The sequence below is a fragment of the Bacillus sp. TH17 genome (assembly GCF_016651125.1).
GTDB lineage: Bacteria > Bacillota > Bacilli > Bacillales > Bacillaceae_G > Bacillus_A > Bacillus_A mycoides.
On sequence record NZ_JAEKEN010000001.1, the window covers coordinates 580,402 to 599,180 of the forward strand.

At 36.3% G+C, this 18,779-nt stretch carries 19 protein-coding genes and 1 pseudogene; 15 read left to right on the top strand and 5 right to left on the bottom strand.

Translation table 11 applies throughout. From position 1 onward, the window contains the following. Positions 1-27: 27 nt before the first annotated feature. Entirely contained in the window at positions 28-1,407 is a 1,380-nt protein-coding gene (locus JFT95_RS02810) for an O-antigen ligase family protein (protein WP_063217453.1), read from the bottom strand. A gap of 329 nt (positions 1,408-1,736) precedes the next feature. Here JFT95_RS02810 and JFT95_RS02815 point away from each other — a divergent pair, with 329 nt between their 5' ends. The 3 genes from JFT95_RS02815 (at position 1,737) to JFT95_RS02825 (ending at position 3,327) form a co-directional block, all read left to right on the top strand. Further along, on the top strand, positions 1,737-2,525 hold the full coding sequence (locus tag JFT95_RS02815; protein WP_063217454.1) for an enoyl-CoA hydratase: 789 nt from the start codon (positions 1,737-1,739) through the stop codon (positions 2,523-2,525). Between the two features lie 137 nt (positions 2,526-2,662). Further along, the gene (locus tag JFT95_RS02820; RefSeq protein WP_012260402.1) at positions 2,663-2,983 is read left to right on the top strand and encodes a hypothetical protein; all 321 of its coding nucleotides are present in this window, start codon (positions 2,663-2,665) and stop codon (positions 2,981-2,983) included. A 17-nt stretch (positions 2,984-3,000) separates the two neighbouring features. Then, positions 3,001-3,327: a nucleoside triphosphate pyrophosphohydrolase gene (locus JFT95_RS02825; protein ID WP_002125566.1), complete on the top strand. Its 327-nt coding sequence runs from the start codon at positions 3,001-3,003 to the stop codon at positions 3,325-3,327. A 20-nt stretch (positions 3,328-3,347) separates the two neighbouring features. Here JFT95_RS02825 and JFT95_RS02830 read toward each other — a convergent pair whose 3' ends face one another. Then, complete coding sequence (locus JFT95_RS02830) at positions 3,348-3,527, bottom strand: hypothetical protein (RefSeq protein WP_012260403.1); 180 nt, start codon at positions 3,525-3,527, stop codon at positions 3,348-3,350. Between the two features lie 127 nt (positions 3,528-3,654). Between JFT95_RS02830 and JFT95_RS02835 the strand changes: the two genes are divergently transcribed. The 4 genes and pseudogenes from JFT95_RS02835 to JFT95_RS02850 all read left to right on the top strand — a co-directional run bounded on the left by JFT95_RS02835 (position 3,655) and on the right by JFT95_RS02850 (position 7,958). Further along, positions 3,655-4,704, top strand: coding sequence for a M42 family metallopeptidase (locus JFT95_RS02835; protein WP_063217455.1), 1,050 nt, complete (start codon positions 3,655-3,657; stop codon positions 4,702-4,704). A 58-nt stretch (positions 4,705-4,762) separates the two neighbouring features. Further along, positions 4,763-5,015: pseudogene (locus tag JFT95_RS02840) on the top strand (hypothetical protein); the annotation flags it as partial. Between the two features lie 224 nt (positions 5,016-5,239). Next, a complete protein-coding gene (locus JFT95_RS02845; RefSeq protein ID WP_201051328.1) occupies positions 5,240-6,832 on the top strand; it encodes an N-acetylmuramoyl-L-alanine amidase in 1,593 nt (530 codons plus the stop codon). 172 nt (positions 6,833-7,004) lie between these two features. Then, positions 7,005-7,958: a TRM11 family SAM-dependent methyltransferase gene (locus JFT95_RS02850; RefSeq protein ID WP_012260407.1), complete on the top strand. Its 954-nt coding sequence runs from the start codon at positions 7,005-7,007 to the stop codon at positions 7,956-7,958. A gap of 200 nt (positions 7,959-8,158) precedes the next feature. Here the strand turns inward: JFT95_RS02850 and JFT95_RS02855 are convergent, their stop codons facing one another. Both JFT95_RS02855 and JFT95_RS02860 read right to left on the bottom strand, forming a co-directional pair. Then, the gene (locus tag JFT95_RS02855) at positions 8,159-8,659 is read right to left on the bottom strand and encodes a DinB family protein (RefSeq protein WP_001273686.1); all 501 of its coding nucleotides are present in this window, start codon (positions 8,657-8,659) and stop codon (positions 8,159-8,161) included. 462 nt (positions 8,660-9,121) lie between these two features. After that, positions 9,122-9,337 carry a YflJ family protein gene (locus tag JFT95_RS02860; protein WP_002030060.1) on the bottom strand — a complete coding sequence of 72 codons (216 nt, stop codon included), beginning with the start codon at positions 9,335-9,337 and terminating at the stop codon, positions 9,122-9,124. Between the two features lie 240 nt (positions 9,338-9,577). On the opposite strand from JFT95_RS02860, the gene JFT95_RS02865 reads away from it, so the two are divergent. The 7 genes from JFT95_RS02865 to JFT95_RS02895 all read left to right on the top strand — a co-directional run bounded on the left by JFT95_RS02865 (position 9,578) and on the right by JFT95_RS02895 (position 16,334). Beyond that, positions 9,578-9,931, top strand: a complete 354-nt coding sequence (locus tag JFT95_RS02865) for a DUF3870 domain-containing protein (protein ID WP_001225455.1) — start codon at positions 9,578-9,580, stop codon at positions 9,929-9,931. Positions 9,932-10,458: 527 nt separating this feature from the next. Further along, on the top strand, positions 10,459-11,397 hold the full coding sequence (gene glaH, locus JFT95_RS02870; RefSeq protein ID WP_201051330.1) for a glutarate dioxygenase GlaH: 939 nt from the start codon (positions 10,459-10,461) through the stop codon (positions 11,395-11,397). A 58-nt stretch (positions 11,398-11,455) separates the two neighbouring features. Continuing rightward, the gene (gene lhgO / locus JFT95_RS02875) at positions 11,456-12,658 is read left to right on the top strand and encodes an L-2-hydroxyglutarate oxidase (protein ID WP_012260409.1); all 1,203 of its coding nucleotides are present in this window, start codon (positions 11,456-11,458) and stop codon (positions 12,656-12,658) included. A 250-nt stretch (positions 12,659-12,908) separates the two neighbouring features. After that, entirely contained in the window at positions 12,909-13,370 is a 462-nt protein-coding gene (locus JFT95_RS02880; RefSeq protein ID WP_088038606.1) for a VOC family protein, read from the top strand. A gap of 255 nt (positions 13,371-13,625) precedes the next feature. Beyond that, positions 13,626-14,678, top strand: a complete 1,053-nt coding sequence (locus JFT95_RS02885; RefSeq protein WP_201051332.1) for a proline racemase family protein — start codon at positions 13,626-13,628, stop codon at positions 14,676-14,678. A 19-nt stretch (positions 14,679-14,697) separates the two neighbouring features. Further along, positions 14,698-15,675 (top strand): ornithine cyclodeaminase family protein, encoded by a 978-nt coding sequence (locus JFT95_RS02890; RefSeq protein WP_201051334.1) that lies wholly within the window; start codon positions 14,698-14,700, stop codon positions 15,673-15,675. Between the two features lie 146 nt (positions 15,676-15,821). Continuing rightward, the gene (locus tag JFT95_RS02895; RefSeq protein WP_201051336.1) at positions 15,822-16,334 is read left to right on the top strand and encodes a protein kinase; all 513 of its coding nucleotides are present in this window, start codon (positions 15,822-15,824) and stop codon (positions 16,332-16,334) included. A 106-nt stretch (positions 16,335-16,440) separates the two neighbouring features. Here the strand turns inward: JFT95_RS02895 and JFT95_RS02900 are convergent, their stop codons facing one another. After that, complete coding sequence (locus tag JFT95_RS02900; RefSeq protein WP_002030071.1) at positions 16,441-16,779, bottom strand: hypothetical protein; 339 nt, start codon at positions 16,777-16,779, stop codon at positions 16,441-16,443. Positions 16,780-17,098: 319 nt separating this feature from the next. On the opposite strand from JFT95_RS02900, the gene JFT95_RS02905 reads away from it, so the two are divergent. Continuing rightward, a complete protein-coding gene (locus JFT95_RS02905; protein WP_201051337.1) occupies positions 17,099-18,688 on the top strand; it encodes an ABC transporter substrate-binding protein in 1,590 nt (529 codons plus the stop codon). Positions 18,689-18,779 lie beyond the last annotated feature (91 nt).

Sequence of the window (18,779 nt, forward strand, 5' to 3'; positions counted from 1 at the left end):
ATAACTGACTTGTTGGAGCACCTTTTTTTATTCAATTTCAAAATCAACAATCATATAAGCGAGTATAACAACGAAGAAAATACTAACGGATGGCGCTGTTAATACGTGCCCGGACATAAAGCCGATTCCAAGTGATAGGACGAGCGTGCTAGCCAGTAGCATATATTTCACAGTTAATATTTTCTTGAAGTTTGTCATGATACGAATGAATAATTTAATACCGAAGTATAGAAATGGTATTAAGTAAATAAGGAAACCGACGATTCCGAATGCAAAGAATAGGTCGTGGAAATCCATTTCGATTAACTTAATTTTATCAGTATAGTTACCAGCATAGCCCATTCCGAATAGTTTTTGTGATAGTGGTGCGTCTTTATAGTATTGTTTGTATACTTTTAAAAATTTATCGCGATCACTGTAAATTAAACTTTTCATTTCAGAGTCTGTTAGTTCACCCTGCTCATGTTTTTCTTCTTTAATTACTTTTCCTTCTTTTCTATCCTTTTCTTCTTGTACTGATTTTTTGTATTCGTATATTTGCATGTGGATGCCCATATTTTTTGCGATAGGAGTATGTGGTGTAAGTACAATTAAACCTCCTAGTACAATAGCGGCAACAACTGTATTTACGAGATATGTGAATCCTGTTCCTTCTTTTTTGCGATGAATCATATATTCAATGAATGAGAATAAAAGTGCCACGCCAAGCGTTAGAACAATTGCACCATATCCTACTTTCGTTCCGACCATAATACTTGCATACATCGCAAGCATTGTTGGAATCCAGTAATAGATTTTCGAGAAAGAAGTTGTTTTATGAATCGAATAGAGCACTACGATTGGGAACATAATTGCAAAAATAGAACTTAAATCATTTCCAGCAAAGAACCAACCTCTTGAGCCAATCTTTGAGTGAGGGTAGCTTGGGAAATCTGTACCAGTTTGCATTGCAACAATCAGTGTGATGCTTAAAATTAAAGTTGCATATAAGAAATATGTAATGATTTTATGCAACGTATATTCTTTATTTTTCAACTCTTTAAAGACGATGGTATATCCAAACAGTAGCACAATTGGATATATGCTCTTTAAAATAAACTTTACTTCTTCGCCAAATGAAACTGGAGATTTAATCATCATATTATTTGCAAGACCAATTGCTAGTACGATCCCGAGTAGGCATAAATAGAGAATGTACTTTTTCGCTCCAGGTTGTTCTCTATGAAGAAGTAGATAACCTAATGCAAGAAGCATAAAGGCGAAACGGACTACGATTCCAACTGTTGCGCTCATGTGTAATACATAGATTGAAAAAGACGTTAATAAATCTAAAATTGGTTGAAACACAATGAATAGCAATAGGAAATGCGGGAAGTAGTTATCCGTTTGTTTCAACTTATTAACCATATATTCCTCCATTTCTTCATTCCTTTAGTTCAATACCCAAGAGATGGGGATAAAAGCCTTGTTTACATAATAAGGCGAATGAATTTCAATATTTATTTTTTTGCATCAAAATTAAGAATACACCATTTCATTGTAATGGTAAATAGATGAAAAATATTGATAAACCGACTTTAATTTCTATATTTTTTAACGAAATTGGATGTTTTATACGGAGATATATACAAATTACGAGAAAATTAGACAGAAAATTAAGAAAAAAGAAGGATTTTTAACATGCTTTCTATAATTATATAAGTATAATCTTTATGTTGAAAAGAGGGGTATATATAATGGAAGTAACAAGTAAAACAGAATCTGTTGTTGTGAAATATGAAGGGCGCGTAGCAACGGTTATGGTCAATCGTCCAGAGGTTTTAAATGCATTAGATGAACCAACGTTAAAAGAGTTATTACAAAAGTTGAAAGAAGTGGCGGAAAGTTCTGTTCACGTTGTTGTGTTGTGTGGAAGTGGCCGTGGTTTTTCTGCGGGTGGAGATATTAAATCAATGCTTTCAAGTAATGATGAAAGTAGGTTTGAAGGCATCATGAATACAATTTCTGAAATCGTTGTGACGTTATATACGATGCCGAAGCTTGTTATTAGTGCAATTCATGGGCCGACTGCTGGACTTGGATTAAGTATTGCATTAACAGCTGATTATGTTATGGCAGATATATCATCAGTTATTGCGATGAACTTTATTGGAATCGCTTTAATTCCAGATGGTGGTGGCCATTTCTTCCTTCAAAAGCGCGTCGGTGAAAATATGACGAAGAAAATCATTTGGGAAGGGAAGAAATTATCAGCGACAGAAGCGCTAGATATCGGTTTAATTGATGAAGTAATCGGTGAGGATTTCCAAACGGCTGTGAAGCAAAAAATTAATGAATGGTTACAAAAACCAATCAAGGCGATGATTCAAACGAAACAAATTTTATGTGAAGTAAATCGTTCTAATTTAGAACAAACGCTTCAGCTTGAAAAGCGTGGTCAATATGCGATGAGACAAACAGCGGACCATAAAGAAGGTATTGCTGCTTTTCTAGAAAAACGTTTACCAGCATTTAAAGGGGAATAAAGTGAAGCTGTAATCCGTGGGTATTTATTTATCCCCCGCGGATTATTAGTTTTACTGCCCGTTAATTCGAGATAAAGGGAAGAAAGTGCTAACACATTTTAGTATAATTGTGTTAGCACTTTTTTTAGGAGTAATAAATGAAGAAAATTATCGGTGTTATCGTTATGATCTTACTTACATATTATGCTTTGCATAGTACACCATCTCTTGCGGTACGGACTGCATTATTCTTTGAGGGACATCCAACTGTTACTTTCTCTGGTGAAGTGAAGAAAGAACGGGATGTAAAAAAAGAGGCGATTCCTGATGAGTACCGGACCTTATACGGCGATAAGAAAGAAGAACCAGAGCATTACTTCTTTCCGGTAGTAAAGGCGCACGGATCAGGAATTGATATGTTAAGTGCTTGTGTGAAAAAAGAGTGGTTTTTCTATAAAGCAGAGCTTGGGTGTTATTAAAAGTGGGAGGAAAAGTGATGTCAACTTATAACAGGTTAGTAAGAGATCGTGTCCCGGAGAAAATTTTGATGTCTGGAAAAACATATACAGCACAAAAATTAACAGGGCAAGCTTACATACAAGCGTTAGCGAAAATTGGTACAGAAGAAATTCGTGAATTTGCTTCGATGAAAGAGCGTGAACATGCGCTAGATTCACTTGCAGATGCACTTGAAATTATTATTTCATTAGCGCGTGCAGAAGGTGCAACAATGGAAGATGTAGAGCTTATTCGTAAACAGAAAGAAGAAGAGCGCGGCGGATTTACAAGAGGGATTTATTTGATGGACGTTTCGGAAGAGTAGTTTTATAGAAAAAGCACAGCTTACTCAGTAGCGCTGTGCTTTTTTCCTACAATTAGGCTAATGATTAAGAAGATAATAGTTAATGCCCAGCCAATTGTAATTGAGGTAGTAGTGTGAACGACATAAGAGACTTGTAAACATAGTAATGATGATAAAAACCAAATAAGTGCAATATGTACATGTTTTTTCGTTACATTCATTTTTGTTATCTCCTTTTCACTTACTAAACTAAATTTTACTATAATTTAGAAAATTAGACTATATGAGTAGAGGTTTTATTGTAATTTCGCTATACTAAATAGTAGAAAAAACGAGGGGGAAACGACAATGGCACATCATGCGAAAGAAACGATGGAATTAATCAAGGAGCTTGTCTCTATTCCAAGTCCATCTGGAAACACGGCGAAAATTATTAATTTTATTGAAAACTATGTAAGTGAGTGGAATGTAGAGACGAAGCGTAATAATAAAGGCGCTCTTATTTTAACGGTTAAAGGGAAGAATGATGAGCAGCACCGTTTATTAACTGCACATGTTGATACGTTAGGCGCAATGGTGAAAGAAATTAAGCCAGACGGTCGTCTTCGACTATCTATGATTGGTGGATTTCGCTGGAACTCTGTAGAAGGGGAATATTGCGAAATTGAAACGTCAAGCGGTAAGACGTATACAGGTACAATTTTAATGCATCAAACTTCTGTCCATGTGTACAAAGATGCAGGGGAAGCGAAGCGCGATGAGAAAAATATTGAAGTGCGTATTGATGAGCGTGTCTTTTCAGCAGATGAAGTACGTGAGTTAGGAATTGAAGTAGGAGACTTCGTTTCATTTGATCCACGCGTTCAAATTACGAAGAGTGGATACATAAAATCACGCCATTTAGACGATAAAGTAAGTGTAGCAATTCTATTGAAATTAATTAAAAGATTACAAGATGAAAAGGTAACATTACCATATACAACACATTTCTTAATTTCTAATAATGAAGAAATTGGGTACGGTGGAAACTCGAATATTCCAGAGGAAACGGTAGAATATTTAGCAGTTGATATGGGAGCGTTAGGTGATGGACAAGCATCTGATGAATATACAGTATCTATTTGTGCGAAAGATTCTAGCGGTCCATACCATTACGCTTTACGTAAACATTTAGTTGAACTGGCGAAAGCGAATGCTATTGAATATAAAGTGGATATTTATCCATACTACGGATCAGACGCATCAGCTGCGATTCACGCCGGATTTGATGTGAAACATGCGTTAATTGGAGCTGGTATTGATTCTTCTCACGCATTTGAGCGAACGCATGAGAGTTCTATTATGTATACAGAAGCATTAGTGTATGCATATGTAATGTCTAATTTAATTGAAGAATAATTTCATAGCAAATAGAGAGGGCTGATTGAAAATATTATTTTTAATCAGCTTTTCATTAGCGCAAGTTTTTTATATTCATAAAGGAAAAGTACTCGAAGTGAAAATTGGCGAAGGTGACCTAGGTATTGCAGGAACTTGTTTTAAAGCTTTAGATAAAGGGAAGTTCCTTATAGGGAATTATGATAATGGAGAAGGAATATGGTATTTCTCGACTTTCCAAACAAATCTTGAGACGGGAAAAGCAGAAAGGATCGATCAGGTAAAGCTTTCTTTGGAGGAAGGGAATATATATTAAAGAAAATTTTAAATAATACATTAGGAAAAGCGATTAGAGTACTATGTACTAATCGCTTTTTTATATACATTCATTATCAGTTATATATATACGATTTTTGTTATGTGAAGGGAAAACGTATTTACTATAGATATATAATGTTATAAACTATGAAAGGATTAATTATTAGTTAATACTTTATAGTTAGTTTAATGGGAGAAATTGTATAAATATGAAGTTTCGAGAGGAGATTTATTTTTCATGAAGTACAAAGCAATAGCCGCAGGTATATTAGCAGCAAATTTACTAGCACATCCAATTAGTAGTTTAGCAGAAACGAAGAAATTTCCTGATGTTTCAGACGATGCGTGGTCGAAAGACGCGATTTATTATTTAGTAGAGAGAAATGTAATTAATGGTATGCCAGATGGTAACTTTATGCCACAAGGAAATTTAACACGTGCTCAAGCGGCAAAGATTATCGCAACAGCAATTGGCGTTAAAGTGGATCCAAACGCGAAGCCATCTTTTAATGATTCAAAAAATCATTGGGCAGCTCAATATATTGCAGCGATTGAAAAAAAGGATATTATTAAAGGCCGAGGACCGGGAGTATTTGATCCTGAAGGACAAGTAACTCGTGCTGAAATGGCGGCTATGCTTGTAAGGGCATATGAATTGAAAAGCCAAGTAACCGGAACAGCGCCTACAAAATTTGCTGATTTAGAAAATCATTGGGGTAAAGAAGAAGTAAATATTTTAGTAGAATTAAAACTTTCTTTAGGTACAGGTGACGGCTGGAAACCAGATAATTCTATTACGCGTGAACAGGCAGCTCAGCTTACTGCTCAAACAGATAAATTTGGAAAGAATAGTAATCGTCCAGTAGAAACAAAGAAAATATATATCGATAGAAAATTCATTACATATCACGGACCATCATTAACATCTGGGGTTAGTGCAAATCAGCATGATCCACAAATGGTTGAAGTAAAAGAAGAGCGAGATGGATGGATCAAAATTGCAACAAGTAACGGTGATAAATGGACACCTTTAGTAGAGAAAACAGAAGCTATTAAGGAAGGATTCACTACATATGCAGGGGCTTCCCATACTGCTAAAGTACTAGGTACATATGGAGCACAACAAGTAACTGTTATTGAAGAAAGCGGTAGCTGGATTCGCATTCGTACAACTAGTGGTTTCCAATGGGTTGATAAAAATCAATTGAACCCAGTGAAACAAGGGAACTTCTTAGAAGGAAAAGCGATTATTATTGATCCGGGGCATGGCGGGGTTGATCCAGGGCATTCTGGTGTGAAAATGGATGAAAGTGCTATCGTATTAGATACATCTTTACGCGTACAAAAACTATTTGAACAAAAGACACCATTTACTGTTTTATTAACACGTAATGATGATACACGTCCAGGAAATACCTCTGGTGAATCTTTGAAAAAACGTATAGAATTTGCGCAAGAAAATAAAGGTGATATTTTTGTGAGTGTTCATGCAAACGGGTTTAATGAACAAGTAGAAGGAACAGAAACGTTCTACTACAGATCAGCATCAAATCCAAATTCAGAAGAGAGCCGTGTACTAGCAGAAAAAGTACAAAAACGTTTAGTACAAGCACTTCAATCAAATGATAGAGGTGTAAAAACAGAAGACTTCTATGTAGTGAAATACAATACAATGCCTGCTATTTTAGCTGAACTAGGTTTCATCGATGCTAAAGGCGAAGGTGAAAAACTAGCTACTGAACAATGGAGACAACGTGCAGCAGAAGCAATTTATTCTGGTATTCTAGATTACTATGAATGGCAAGGTAACGATGTATCTTCTTATCGTTAATAATAGAAAAAATTATGGAAGAGATTGCCGAGAGGCAGTCTCTTTTTATTTATAAAACAAATTATAAAGGTTTCTCTTTATTTCGGGCATATGATATCATTTAATTTTATATGAAAAAGTATTTGAGTAATTTTGATCATAACAATTTTAAACGATAAAGGATGATAATAGATTGAGTAATCATAGTAAAACACCTGCATGTATATATACGTATGCATTTCGTGAGGAGGAGCGTGCTTTATGTTACTTGGAAATGCGCTCGTTCTTTGGAATGGAGTCTCACGTTAATATTTTGAAAAGTGATGTCAAAATTGATCCGAGTAGAAGTGCGTTTATGAAAGAGCGCGTTGAGGTTATGTATGAAGGAGACGACTTAGAAAGTATTTTAAAACAAGTAGAACAAATTGATTTGGCGGGGGCGTCATTTAAAGTTATCTTCGTTAAAATCAATGATCTTGGGAAAGAAAATAAAATTGAATATGGGGAAAGACGTCTCATTGAACGCGACCTCGGTATGCATATTGAAGGAGAAGCGGATGTTCGTAATCCAGAGCGTGTATTCGGGATTGTTCCTCTTGGAGGACGCTGGTACTTTGGACACTATGTAGAAAGTGAGCCAGTTTGGTATCATCACATAAAAAAACCGCATAGTTATTCGACATCTCTTAGCACGCGTGTTGCGAGATCAGTTGCAAATATCGCTGTACCAAATCCAGAGGGAGTACGAGCTATTGATCCGTGCTGCGGCATTGGAACAGTAGTAGTAGAAGCACTTTCTATGGGAATTAACATTGTTGGTAGAGATATAAATCCACTTGTGGTTCTTGGAACGAGGAAAAACATCGCACATTTTGGGTTTGAAGGAACAGTAACAAAAGGTCCAATCGAGGAAATTACTGAGAACTACGACGTTGCAATTATCGATATGCCGTACGACTTATTTACGCATGCAACACCAGAAGACCAGTTCTCAATTCTTTCAAGTGCGCGCCGCATTGCAAAAAAAGTAGTCGTTGTCACGATGGAAACAATGGACGACATGATTCATGAAGCGGGATTTGAAATTACAGACCGCTGTATCACAAGAAAAGGATCATTTTCTAGACAAATTCTTGTTTGTGAATAGGAAAAGTCACCCGTTTATTAAATTAATAAATTACAGGATAGTTAGTCCATTATGAGGCTGATTATCCTTTTTTATTTAACAACAAATACAAAAACTCCATTTTGAATAAAGATTGATCAAAATGGAGTTACCCTTTTAGCTAAGTATGAGATTTTTATAAAAAAGTTTGATTATTTTACTGAGCCTTAATGAATAACATTTCAAGAATACCAATAAAAAGCATAATCAGTCATAACTGAAGAATCACCCAACTGATGTAACATAGCTGAAATATTCCCTCTATGATAGGTTCCATGATTCACAACGTGTAAGACCATTTCAGATATACTTGTTTCTCTTAATCCTGCCCATGGATTATCCAACATTATTCTCTTTTCCATATCTTCCTGTCTGTTCAAAAAGGTTTTAAACCGGGATGTTAAAGTGTGAAATTCCGTTTCTAAGTCTTCAATGGGCAGTTTCTCAATCTTTTCTTGAATTTGAAATGAAGATTGCATTGCTTCATTCATACTCTGACCCTCAAGGGTATGAAGCCATCCATATTCCACCAAATAGAGATGAGATAAAACCTTTGAAACAGAAGAAAAGACACTTTTCATTTCCTTTTGATATTTCTCAGGAGAAAGTGTCTTAAGATGATCAATAATCCGTTGATTTGCCCATACATGATAGTTATATAGATTTTCTACATGATTTGCCATACAATCGCCTCCTTATCATCACGTTTTTTAATGTTCTTTATCAGAATGAATTATTCCTTTAAATATCATTACTTATTTGATGAGATCTTCAACTAAATGGCCCAATTGTTGAACAAAGGTCAAAGCAATCTTCAATTAACCTGCCCCGTTAGTTGAAGTACATTTCTTCACAATGTTTATCGTTAGATTAACATAAATATCCAACAAGAAAACATCAAACCTCTAAGAAATCTATAGAGGTTTGATGTTTTTAATCAATCTTTTTTACAAAGCTACACTTGTGACAAAAAAGCTTATTTTTTCATTTTGTGGTGATTCTGAATTCTTAAGTTGATGGGCATGCCTGTGTAGGTGATCTTTTTTTGGTTTGTATCAATGTGTGATTAGTTGGTAGTTTAGATGGGAGATTTGACGGGATTTGTTGAATAGACGATATATCTCGAGAGTTGTTTTGTTAGTGAATTACTCTTCTTTCGTTGTCTCTTGTTGTGCGATTAATAAATTGCGTAATACGTGTGCGCGGTAACTTTCTAGTTTTCGTCCTTCATGATAGCGAACACCTAATTTTTTTAGCTCAGCTACGTACCAGCCTTTTGTTCCGTAATACATGAGACCACTTCCTTTTTTCTTTTGAACAGTATATGTGCCTGGGTGAGAGAATTTTCTTTTTTTATTCATGAAATTCGCGGAGTTTAATATTGAATATTCAGTTTATTTTTATTATGATTAACTTATTATCGGATGACAGTGATTAGCCTCGCTGTAAGCCCAGATTTATGTTTGAAAATGAAGAGAGTAACTTCTTTCCACTTGAGCTTCTTTAGCAGAAGTACGAGCTATAAGGATAAGGGTAGTAAAATTCAATGCAAATGTGTACATTGTTTTTCTGGCTCTTAACATAGTAACGGAGGATGAAATATGCGTAAAGGGACTTTTTTTATGGCAGGACATTCGAGACTTCCGAAAGGTATGGCTGTTCGCAGTATGTATGAAACATTAACAATTACAATTGAGGCAGATCATAAATATCATGTCATTATTGAAGCGTCATGTACGCTTGCGACAGAGCATGGTAGAGACTTCGTCGCTCAAATGTTGAGAGGACATAGTTTGCAAGATGGTATTGAGGAAATCGTTCAAGATATTACGGACCATTATCAAGGAAAAGCGCAAAATGCTATCGTCAGTGCGGTGAAAGATTTACATCGCCAATATGTAAGTTATTTAAATGATGAACAGCCCAGGGGAGAGTACGAGGAAACAACACCATAAAAACTATCTAGTTTATAACCATAAACGAGAGCCAGTTGTATTTCTTTTAAAGAGATACGACTGGCTTATTTTATTGAGGAGGCAAGGAATATGAAAAAGTTAAATGAAGTGTAAGTTGTAAAACAAGAGATGAAAAAAAGAGGGTGCGTAGAAAGTAAGGGATTTTTAAAACGTATAAAGTATGTAGAGAAAATAATAAAAAACGAATTGACAGTTAGAAAATTTTGAATTATTATTTAATTAATAAGATCCATACGAGAAATTAGCCTTCTCTATATTCGATCTTGCTTTCCTGTTTTACAAATATTTTCATACAAACTGTCTATTATTATTGTACTTTAAGAGATTAAAGAACACTCGTAATTATGAGCCAGTTGTACGTTTCTACGATTTTATGTCGTGGATGCGTATGACTGGCTTTTTCGATGTTAGGGCAGTAAGACCGAATCTCAGTATAAGAAGATAAGGATAACTGTCTGTAAAAAACGTCAATAAGTTCTTCATATTTAAATTAGGGAGGAATTGAAATGTCGATTATTACAGAACAAAATGCAAAGATGAAATTTGCAAAGAAATATGGGGGGTATGAAATTGCTCCTCATCCAGAGCATAAACGTTTATATCATATTACGCTAAACCAGCAATTGCTTAAGCAGTTTTTTGAAGAGGTAAAAGAGTATTCAGAGCAGTCATTACAATACATTCCTTATTCTCGGTTTAATCTTGCGGATGGAATGAGAAAGATTTTTGGGCAATCATTTATGGATAACATTCGCGGCATTGTTCATGACCGTGAAACGGGCGGATTTACAATTGGAGTGCAAGGTGAAACGGCAGATCCAGCAGACTACGTGAAATTTGCAACAGCATTAACACATTTAATTGGGGAGCCAAACTTTGATGCAATGACAGGAACGTACTATGCTAGATTTAATGTGAAAGATACGGATAGTAGTGATTCTTACCTTCGTCAAGCGTACCGATTGTTTACACTGCATACAGACGGTACATTCGTTGATGAGCCGACAGATTGGCTTCTTATGATGAAAATTGAAGAGCAAAATGCAGTAGGCGGAGAATCTCGTTTACTACATTTAGACGATTGGGAAGACCTTCAGAAATTTAGAAATCATTCGCTCGCATCTGTTAAGGTTACGTATAAAGCACCACCAAGTAAAAATGCGCAAGAAATCGTCTATCGTGAAACGTTTTTTGATGTGAATAACGCACCATGTATTTGCTTTATTGATCAGTTCGCTTATCCAGATAATATTGAACAAGCAAACTATTTGAAAGACTTATCATATTCTGTTGAAAACTCACCAGCAACACATGCATTGAAATTACCAATTGGTGACTTAGTTCTTTTAAACAACTTATTTTGGATGCACGGAAGAGCTGCCTTTGAAGAAAATCAAGATTTATATAGAGAACTAATGCGTCAACGTGGTTGTTTTTCTAAATAAGTTTGTACGGCGGGTCTTAAAAAAGGCCTGCCTTTCATCATATTAAGGGGGAAGTAGGATGTATGACTTTATAATTATTGGCGGAGGAATTGTTGGGCTTTCAACAGGAATGGCTTTAACGAAAAAATTCCCTCGTGCGAAAATCGCGATCATTGAAAAAGAAAAGGAACTTGCACATCATCAAACTGGACATAATAGCGGAGTAATTCACTCTGGAATTTATTATAAACCAGGGAGTTATAAAGCGAAGTTTGCTAAAGAAGGAAACGCAGCTATGGTTCAATTTTGTAAAGAAAATGACATCGCTTATGACATGTGCGGAAAAGTAATTGTCGCTACAGAAAAGGACGAACTTCCTCTTTTACATAACTTATATGAGAGAGGCTTACAAAACGATTTACATATTGCAAAAATAGATAAGGAAGAATTAGTTGAAATTGAACCTCATGTAAAGGGACTTGAGGCAATCCGTGTTCCATCTTGCGGGATTGCTGATTATAGAGGAGTAAGTTATGCGTTTGCTCGCTTAATTCAAGAAAGCGGCGGAGAAATACATTTAGGAACAACAGCGGAGCGTATTACTGAGAAGAAAGACGCTGTAACAATTGAGACAAACAAAGGCACATTTAAAACGAAATTTCTCATTAACTGCGCCGGCTTACATAGTGACCGTATCGCGAAAAAGACAGGCATATTAACGGATATGAAAATCGTTCCGTTTCGTGGTGAATATTACGAACTTGTCCCAGAAAAACGCCATCTTGTAAAGCATTTAATTTATCCAGTTCCAAATCCAGAATTCCCGTTTTTAGGCGTTCATTTCACAAGAATGATAAACGGAGACGTACATGCAGGACCAAACGCCGTATTAAGCTTTAAGCGAGAAGGCTATACGAAAACAGACTTTGATATAAAAGACTTCATGGAAACAATGACATACACAGGCTTTTGGAAAATGGCGATGCCAAATATGAAAGAAGGCATAAAAGAAATGGTGCGCTCATTTAGTAAACAATCATTCCTAAAAAGCTTACAGCGCTTAATACCAGAGCTTACAGAGAAAGATATCGTGCCAACCCATGCAGGTGTAAGGGCACAAGCCATTTTATCAAACGGAAATATGGTTGATGACTTCTGCATTATCCCCGGCATCAATTCTCTGCACATTTGCAACGCACCATCCCCGGCGGCAACGGCTAGTATAAAGATTGGTGAGGAGATTGCTAAGCAAGTGCCGGATGTGGTGGCGGTTAGGGTTTGATTGGTAATGTGTCCCCCGAGTGAGTTGAGTCATAAACCCGCCTCACTTTGAACGATAATATTACCGTGAATCATGAATTTGAAGAATCCCTTCTCACAAAGTGAAGCTTTAATCAGTGGTAGTTTTTCCTCAGCATTAGGACTACGAAATTGAAAAATATTTAAAGAAAATACGACATCACTTCTATTTCTAGTTTATTAAAATAGGATTTATAGTAAGAATTTCTAAAAGTATAAAGGAGGGATATGCTTTGTTTCCAGGTACTTTATATGAAACACATGTTAAAACAAAAAATTTAGAAGTGGCAAAAGAGTTTTATACTAAACTTGGATTATTTCATGCTCACACTATTGAAGAACGCCGCGTAGCTTTCTTTTGGTTTGATAAAGAAAATAAGAAGGAACAAATGCTGGGCATTTGGGAAGTATCGGAAGAAGCATTCCATATAAGTCACTTTGCATTCAAGATTAACTATGAAGAAATCATTCATGCAAGAGAATGGCTTCTTAATAAAGGAATAAACCCAAGGGCTGCTTTCGGTCTTGAACCTTCCGAGCCTATGGTTCAAACGTGGACACCGACTGCAAATCTTTATTTTTACGATCCTGACGGCAATTCTTTAGAATTTCTATGTTTACTTCCTGAAAAGAAAAAAGTAAAACAAGACGTCATGTATTTGAGTGAGTGGGAAAGCTTGGAGAGTGAAGAATAAATTTGATTTTTAACTCAAATCCCGCAAAACTATGGCTTAAATCACCCCCTGAGTTTTCGGGGGGATCTTTTTGTTTTGGGGCTAATAATCACCTACTGTATAAAAAAATAGACAGTAGTATTTATTTTTCAAAAAATGTATACAGATTTATCCCGCATTAACTGCCCGTAAAAGCCCGATTGGTGTGGGCGAATAATCAGTGGGGAATGAAGCCCCCCACTGATTAAAGTTTCACTTTATACTCTATGCGTTGGCATGATACTTGCAATGAAAATAGTATTAACATATAGGGGAGAGATAGAAATGAAGGTTAGTAAAGTGTACACGACAATTGATGCTCACGTAGCTGGGGAACCACTTCGAATCATTACGGGCGGAGTGCCAGAGATAAAGGGAGAAACGCAACTAGAAAGACGCGCATACTGCATGGAACATCTGGATCATCTTCGCGAGGTTCTTATGTATGAACCGAGAGGACATCACGGCATGTACGGTTGTATCATTACTCCGCCCGCAAGTCCTCATGCTGATTTTGGCGTATTATTTATGCACAATGAAGGCTGGAGTACGATGTGTGGTCACGGAATTATCGCTGTTATTACAGTTGGAATTGAAACAGGTATGTTTGAAGTGACAGGTGAAAAACAAAAATTCATTATCGATAGCCCTGCTGGGGAAGTTATTGCGTACGCAACATTTAACGGGAGCGAAGTAGAGTCAGTATCATTTGAAAACGTTCCTTCGTTCGTATACAAGAAAGACGTTCCTATCAAAATAGATGACTATGAATTTCAAGTAGATATCGCGTTTGGCGGAGCATTCTACGCTGTAGTGGATAGTAAAGAGTTTGGTTTGAAAGTCGATTTTAAAGATTTAGCTGCAATTCAAACGTGGGGCGGTAAAATTAAACACTACATTGAAAGTCAAATGGAAGTAAAACATCCACTTGAAGAAGATTTAAAAGGAATATACGGCGTTATTTTCTCAGATGAACCGAAAGGAAAAGACGCTAGCTTACGAAATGTAACGATCTTCGCTGACGGGCAAGTCGACCGTTCCCCTTGCGGTACAGGAACATCCGCAAGAATCGCAACTCTTTTTGAAAAAGATGCCTTACAAAAAAGAGAGATGTTCATCCACGAATGCATTACTGACGGCCAATTTGAGGGAGAAGTATTGTCGGTAACAGCGGTAGATACATATGAAGCTGTCGTTCCGAAAGTAACGGGGAATGCATTTATTACAGGATTTCATCAGTTCGTTGTAGACCCGAGAGATGATTTGAATCGGGGATTTTTGTTAGAGTAGAAGGAGGAGGTGGAAAGATATGCTAGTCATAAGCGCGAACGAACAACGAAACTTAGTAAATATGAAGGAAGTCATTGAATACGCGGCGCTTGCTTTAAAAGAATTTTCAGCAGAAAGAACGATCACACCAATTCGCGGTTCATTACCATTTGCGAACGAGCAAAATACCGCATTAATTATGCCTTCAGTAGCGGAAGGACTCGAAGCGCTCGGTTTAAAAGTAGTAACGGTAGCTCCGCATAATAAAAAGATAGGAAAGAAAACGATAAACGGAATTGTTATGCTATCAGACTTTCAAACGGGAGAACCAATCGCACTTTTAGAAGGATCGTACTTAACGATGATTCGAACAGGCGCCTTGTCAGGAGTAGCGACAAAACATTTAGCTCGTCATAACGCAAAAAACTTATGCATTATCGGTACCGGTGAACAAGCGAAAGGAATTGCAGAAGCTGTATTCGCGGTTAGAGATATCGAAAAAGTAATTTTATACAACCGAACGGAAGAAAAAGCCTATGCATTCGCGCAATATATACAAGAGAAATTCAATAAACCGGCTTACGTCTACAGGGATCCAAATGAAGCAATAAGCGAAGCAGACATCATCGTCACAACAACGAATGCATCCACACCAGTCTTCTCAGAAAAACTACAAAAAGGCGTCCACATAAACGCCGTCGGTTCATTCAGACCGAGCATGCAAGAACTACCATCTCACGCTATCGCGGGCGCAAACAAAGTAGTAGTCGAATCAAAAGAAGCAGCACTCGAAGAAACGGGTGACCTTCAAGTTCCTATAAAAGAAGGATTATTTGAAGCGAGCGACATCCACGCCGAACTTGGTCAGATTATAAGCGGGGAAAAGGCTGGTAGAGAGAACGATGAAGAGATTACTATTTTCAAATCAGTTGGTTTAGCAGTAGTAGATATAATAGTGGCGAAATACTTATATGAAAAAGCGATGGAACGTGGAGTGGGTACTACGATTCAGTTGTGAGGCTGCCTTTTGGTGGTCTTTTTGTTTATAATGCGCGTATGCATCTCAATTGTAATGTGTAGTGTTTGCAAAGAAATTATGTGATGTATCATATATTCTGTTAAAATTAAACAAAAATGCATATAAGAAATTGCAGGTGAGAAACCTTGGATTTAGTTCGGAAATTAACTCGTATTTATGGCTTAGGGCTTTGCTGTGGGTTGTGGAGTAAAGCTGAAGTAATTCAATGGTGTGATAAATTGATTGAAGCAAGTGACAGTCCGCCATATGAAATAATTGAGATATCCTTAATGTCTAAAGCAAAGATAGATGATATTGAAGGGAAGTTATTTGAGTTTAGTAGCACAGTTGATGAAGAATACACTGTTAAGTTAACTCTTTCCATCATTCATGAAAAACTAAAAAAACATGAACTGACGATTGAAGAATCAATTAAATGCACCACTAGACTTTTAGTCAACAGGGGGGTGCATTGGGAGGCGGAATACTTTGAATTGTATAGTCTAGACGATAGCTATGACTTAGCTAAAGATGGTGTTCATTTTGATTTAAGTCAAGTTATTCATACATATATTGAAATGTTAAGTATTTATAGTAAGTATTTTAGTGGGTTTGAAAAACTGTATTTTAAAGTAATGGGAAATGAATGGAGATTTTAATGTATATCAGTATTTGATTAGCTTTGTTTGTCCCTTATTTTCCATTTGGAGAATAAGGGACAAAGTTTTATGAAGGAGTAAATTTAGACACCAAGTATGCAGCTTTTTACCATTCTCGCCATTCTTCTGTTATATCTTCTTCGGATTCTAAGCCAGCTATTCGTGCTGCTGCATCGATAAATTCATAGAGATCTTCTCTTTCCATTGTTTCGATAAAATGGTCATGTTCGATATTTAGTTCATTTAGTTTAATAACTACCTCTTTAACAACTTGCATTACTTCGACTTCGGTTGGAGTCTCGCCTAATTGCTCTAGATGGTTAATGTAAGTGTCAAGAACCTTATTTGTTGCACTTATATTTTCTTCAGTGAAAAATTCCCCATCTTCATCATGCTCAACCCATGGGGTTGTTGGTTTGTTTTTTTTCAATTCATCAAACGTCATGATAACCTCCTAAAAATGTTTTTTTATCTTTAATCTCATTCTACATTTTCAATTATATATAACAACCATTTCAGAGAAACTTTCTGTAGGCTGCTAGTTTTCTAGCTCATTTTGCTAGGCCACCTATTCGTGGTCTTTTTATTTTACCCTCCGCATAAATATATTTTATCGCAAGAATTCATTAATAGATTTCAAACTGTCTATCTTTGCAAAAAAGTTTGACAATACATACGGGTAGTGGTAATTTAAAACCTATAAGAAAACTCGGTATTAATTCCGAGTTTTCTTATAGGTGTAAATAGTCGAGAGGGGTCGAAATATGAAGAAGAAGTTGTTTGCATTACCATTTGTCCTACTATTACTTATTGCATTAGCGGCTTGCTCAGGGGAGAAAGATTCTTCGAAGCAAGCGAACACTAGCAAATCAGGGACTCCGAAAGATGGAGGAACGTTAACGGTTGGTGTTAGTGATAATCCAGATACGATGAACCCGCTTTATGCAAATGATCGAGTGTCATTAACGATACAGCAAGCTTTATATGCACCGCTGTATCATATGGAAGACGGTAAGAAAAAGTTTGTTCTTGCTGAGAGCTTTACGCCTTCAGAGGATCAATTAACATGGACTTTAAAATTAAAGGATAATTTGAAATGGCATGATGGTAAGAAAATTACATCAGATGATATTGTATTTACATTCAAATCTATTCTAGATGAGAAGCAAAATAGTTCAAGCCGTGAAAACTTTATTTTTAAAGGAAAGCCGCTTGAGGTGAAAAAAGTGGATGAGCTAACGACTCAATTCGTTTTACCACAAGTAAGTGCATCTTTCGAAGGGGTTATGAACGATTTCTTCCCAATTCCGAAACATGTATTTGAAGGTGAAGCGGATTTAGTGAAGAGTAAGAAAAACTTACAACCCGTAGGATCAGGTCCATTTAAATTGAAAGAGTTTAAATCAGATGAATATGTTGCGTTAGAGCGATTCGATGATTATTTTGCTGGTAAAGCGAAATTAGATTCTGTCGTGTACCGCGTTGTAAAAGACCGTAATACAGCAAACGTTTCATTGCAAAATGGTCAAATTAATATGAAGATGATCGAACCACAAGACTTTAAGAAATTAGATAGCACGGGGAACTTCTCAATGGTCACATTCCCTGAAGGTAGATTATTCTACTTAGCTTATAACTTTAATACAGATCTTATGAAGAAAAAAGAAGTGCGCCAAGCAATTGCGCATGCATTAGATAAGAAAGAAATGATTAACTCAGCGTTCGTTTCTAGTCAATTTGCAGAACCGGCAAATTCAATCTTAACGCCAGACGCTATGTATTATGCGAAAGATATTAAAGAGTATAAGTATGATCAAAAAGAAGCGAAAGATTTATTAGCAAAAGCTGGTGTGAAAGATAAAGAAAAAATACGCGTTATGTATGTAACGAATAATAAAATCATGGAAAGTCTAGCACTTTATACACAGCAAAAATTACAAGAAGTTGGCTTACAAGTTGAACTAAATGCATTAGATGCTAGTGCAGCAAGTGAAAAAGGCTTAGATAAAGCGAATAAAGACTATGACATTACATTCGGTGGTTACATAATGGGACCAGAGCCAGATTCATATAAGAGCTTATTCTTAAGCAATGCAGAATACAATTATGCACGTTATAAAAATGCTGACTTCGATAAGTTATGGGAAGAAGCTGCGGTTGAAACAGATAAAACAAAACGCGCAGAGCTATACCATAAAATCCAAGATACAGCGAGAGAAGACTTACCTTATCTTCCAATCGCATATCCGAAAGCAGTTATTGCAGTAGATAAAAAGTTTGATGGATTAAAAGAAGCAAAAGCAATTCCAGTTACAATGTTTGAAGATCTATCGAAGATTTATGAAGTGAAATAAGAAACTGTAAAGAAGCTGGTGAAAATCAGCTTCTTTATCCCGCTTTAATGGGCAGTAAGACTCCCACCTCAAAACTTGGCGAATGCGAGAA

Coding starts and splice junctions, on each gene's coding strand:
- JFT95_RS02855 (WP_001273686.1), bottom strand. CDS start 8,659: ATGGCAAATCATGTAGAAAATCTATATAACTATCATGTATGGGCAAAT.
- JFT95_RS02885 (WP_201051332.1), top strand. CDS start 13,626: ATGATACTTGCAATGAAAATAGTATTAACATATAGGGGAGAGATAGAA.
- JFT95_RS02845 (WP_201051328.1), top strand. CDS start 5,240: ATGAAGTACAAAGCAATAGCCGCAGGTATATTAGCAGCAAATTTACTA.
- JFT95_RS02860 (WP_002030060.1), bottom strand. CDS start 9,337: ATGAATAAAAAAAGAAAATTCTCTCACCCAGGCACATATACTGTTCAA.
- JFT95_RS02825 (WP_002125566.1), top strand. CDS start 3,001: ATGTCAACTTATAACAGGTTAGTAAGAGATCGTGTCCCGGAGAAAATT.
- JFT95_RS02820 (WP_012260402.1), top strand. CDS start 2,663: ATGAAGAAAATTATCGGTGTTATCGTTATGATCTTACTTACATATTAT.
- JFT95_RS02900 (WP_002030071.1), bottom strand. CDS start 16,779: ATGACGTTTGATGAATTGAAAAAAAACAAACCAACAACCCCATGGGTT.
- JFT95_RS02830 (WP_012260403.1), bottom strand. CDS start 3,527: ATGAATGTAACGAAAAAACATGTACATATTGCACTTATTTGGTTTTTA.
- JFT95_RS02815 (WP_063217454.1), top strand. CDS start 1,737: ATGGAAGTAACAAGTAAAACAGAATCTGTTGTTGTGAAATATGAAGGG.
- JFT95_RS02865 (WP_001225455.1), top strand. CDS start 9,578: ATGCGTAAAGGGACTTTTTTTATGGCAGGACATTCGAGACTTCCGAAA.
- JFT95_RS02905 (WP_201051337.1), top strand. CDS start 17,099: ATGAAGAAGAAGTTGTTTGCATTACCATTTGTCCTACTATTACTTATT.
- JFT95_RS02890 (WP_201051334.1), top strand. CDS start 14,698: ATGCTAGTCATAAGCGCGAACGAACAACGAAACTTAGTAAATATGAAG.
- JFT95_RS02835 (WP_063217455.1), top strand. CDS start 3,655: ATGGCACATCATGCGAAAGAAACGATGGAATTAATCAAGGAGCTTGTC.
- lhgO (WP_012260409.1), top strand. CDS start 11,456: ATGTATGACTTTATAATTATTGGCGGAGGAATTGTTGGGCTTTCAACA.
- JFT95_RS02810 (WP_063217453.1), bottom strand. CDS start 1,407: ATGGTTAATAAGTTGAAACAAACGGATAACTACTTCCCGCATTTCCTA.
- glaH (WP_201051330.1), top strand. CDS start 10,459: ATGTCGATTATTACAGAACAAAATGCAAAGATGAAATTTGCAAAGAAA.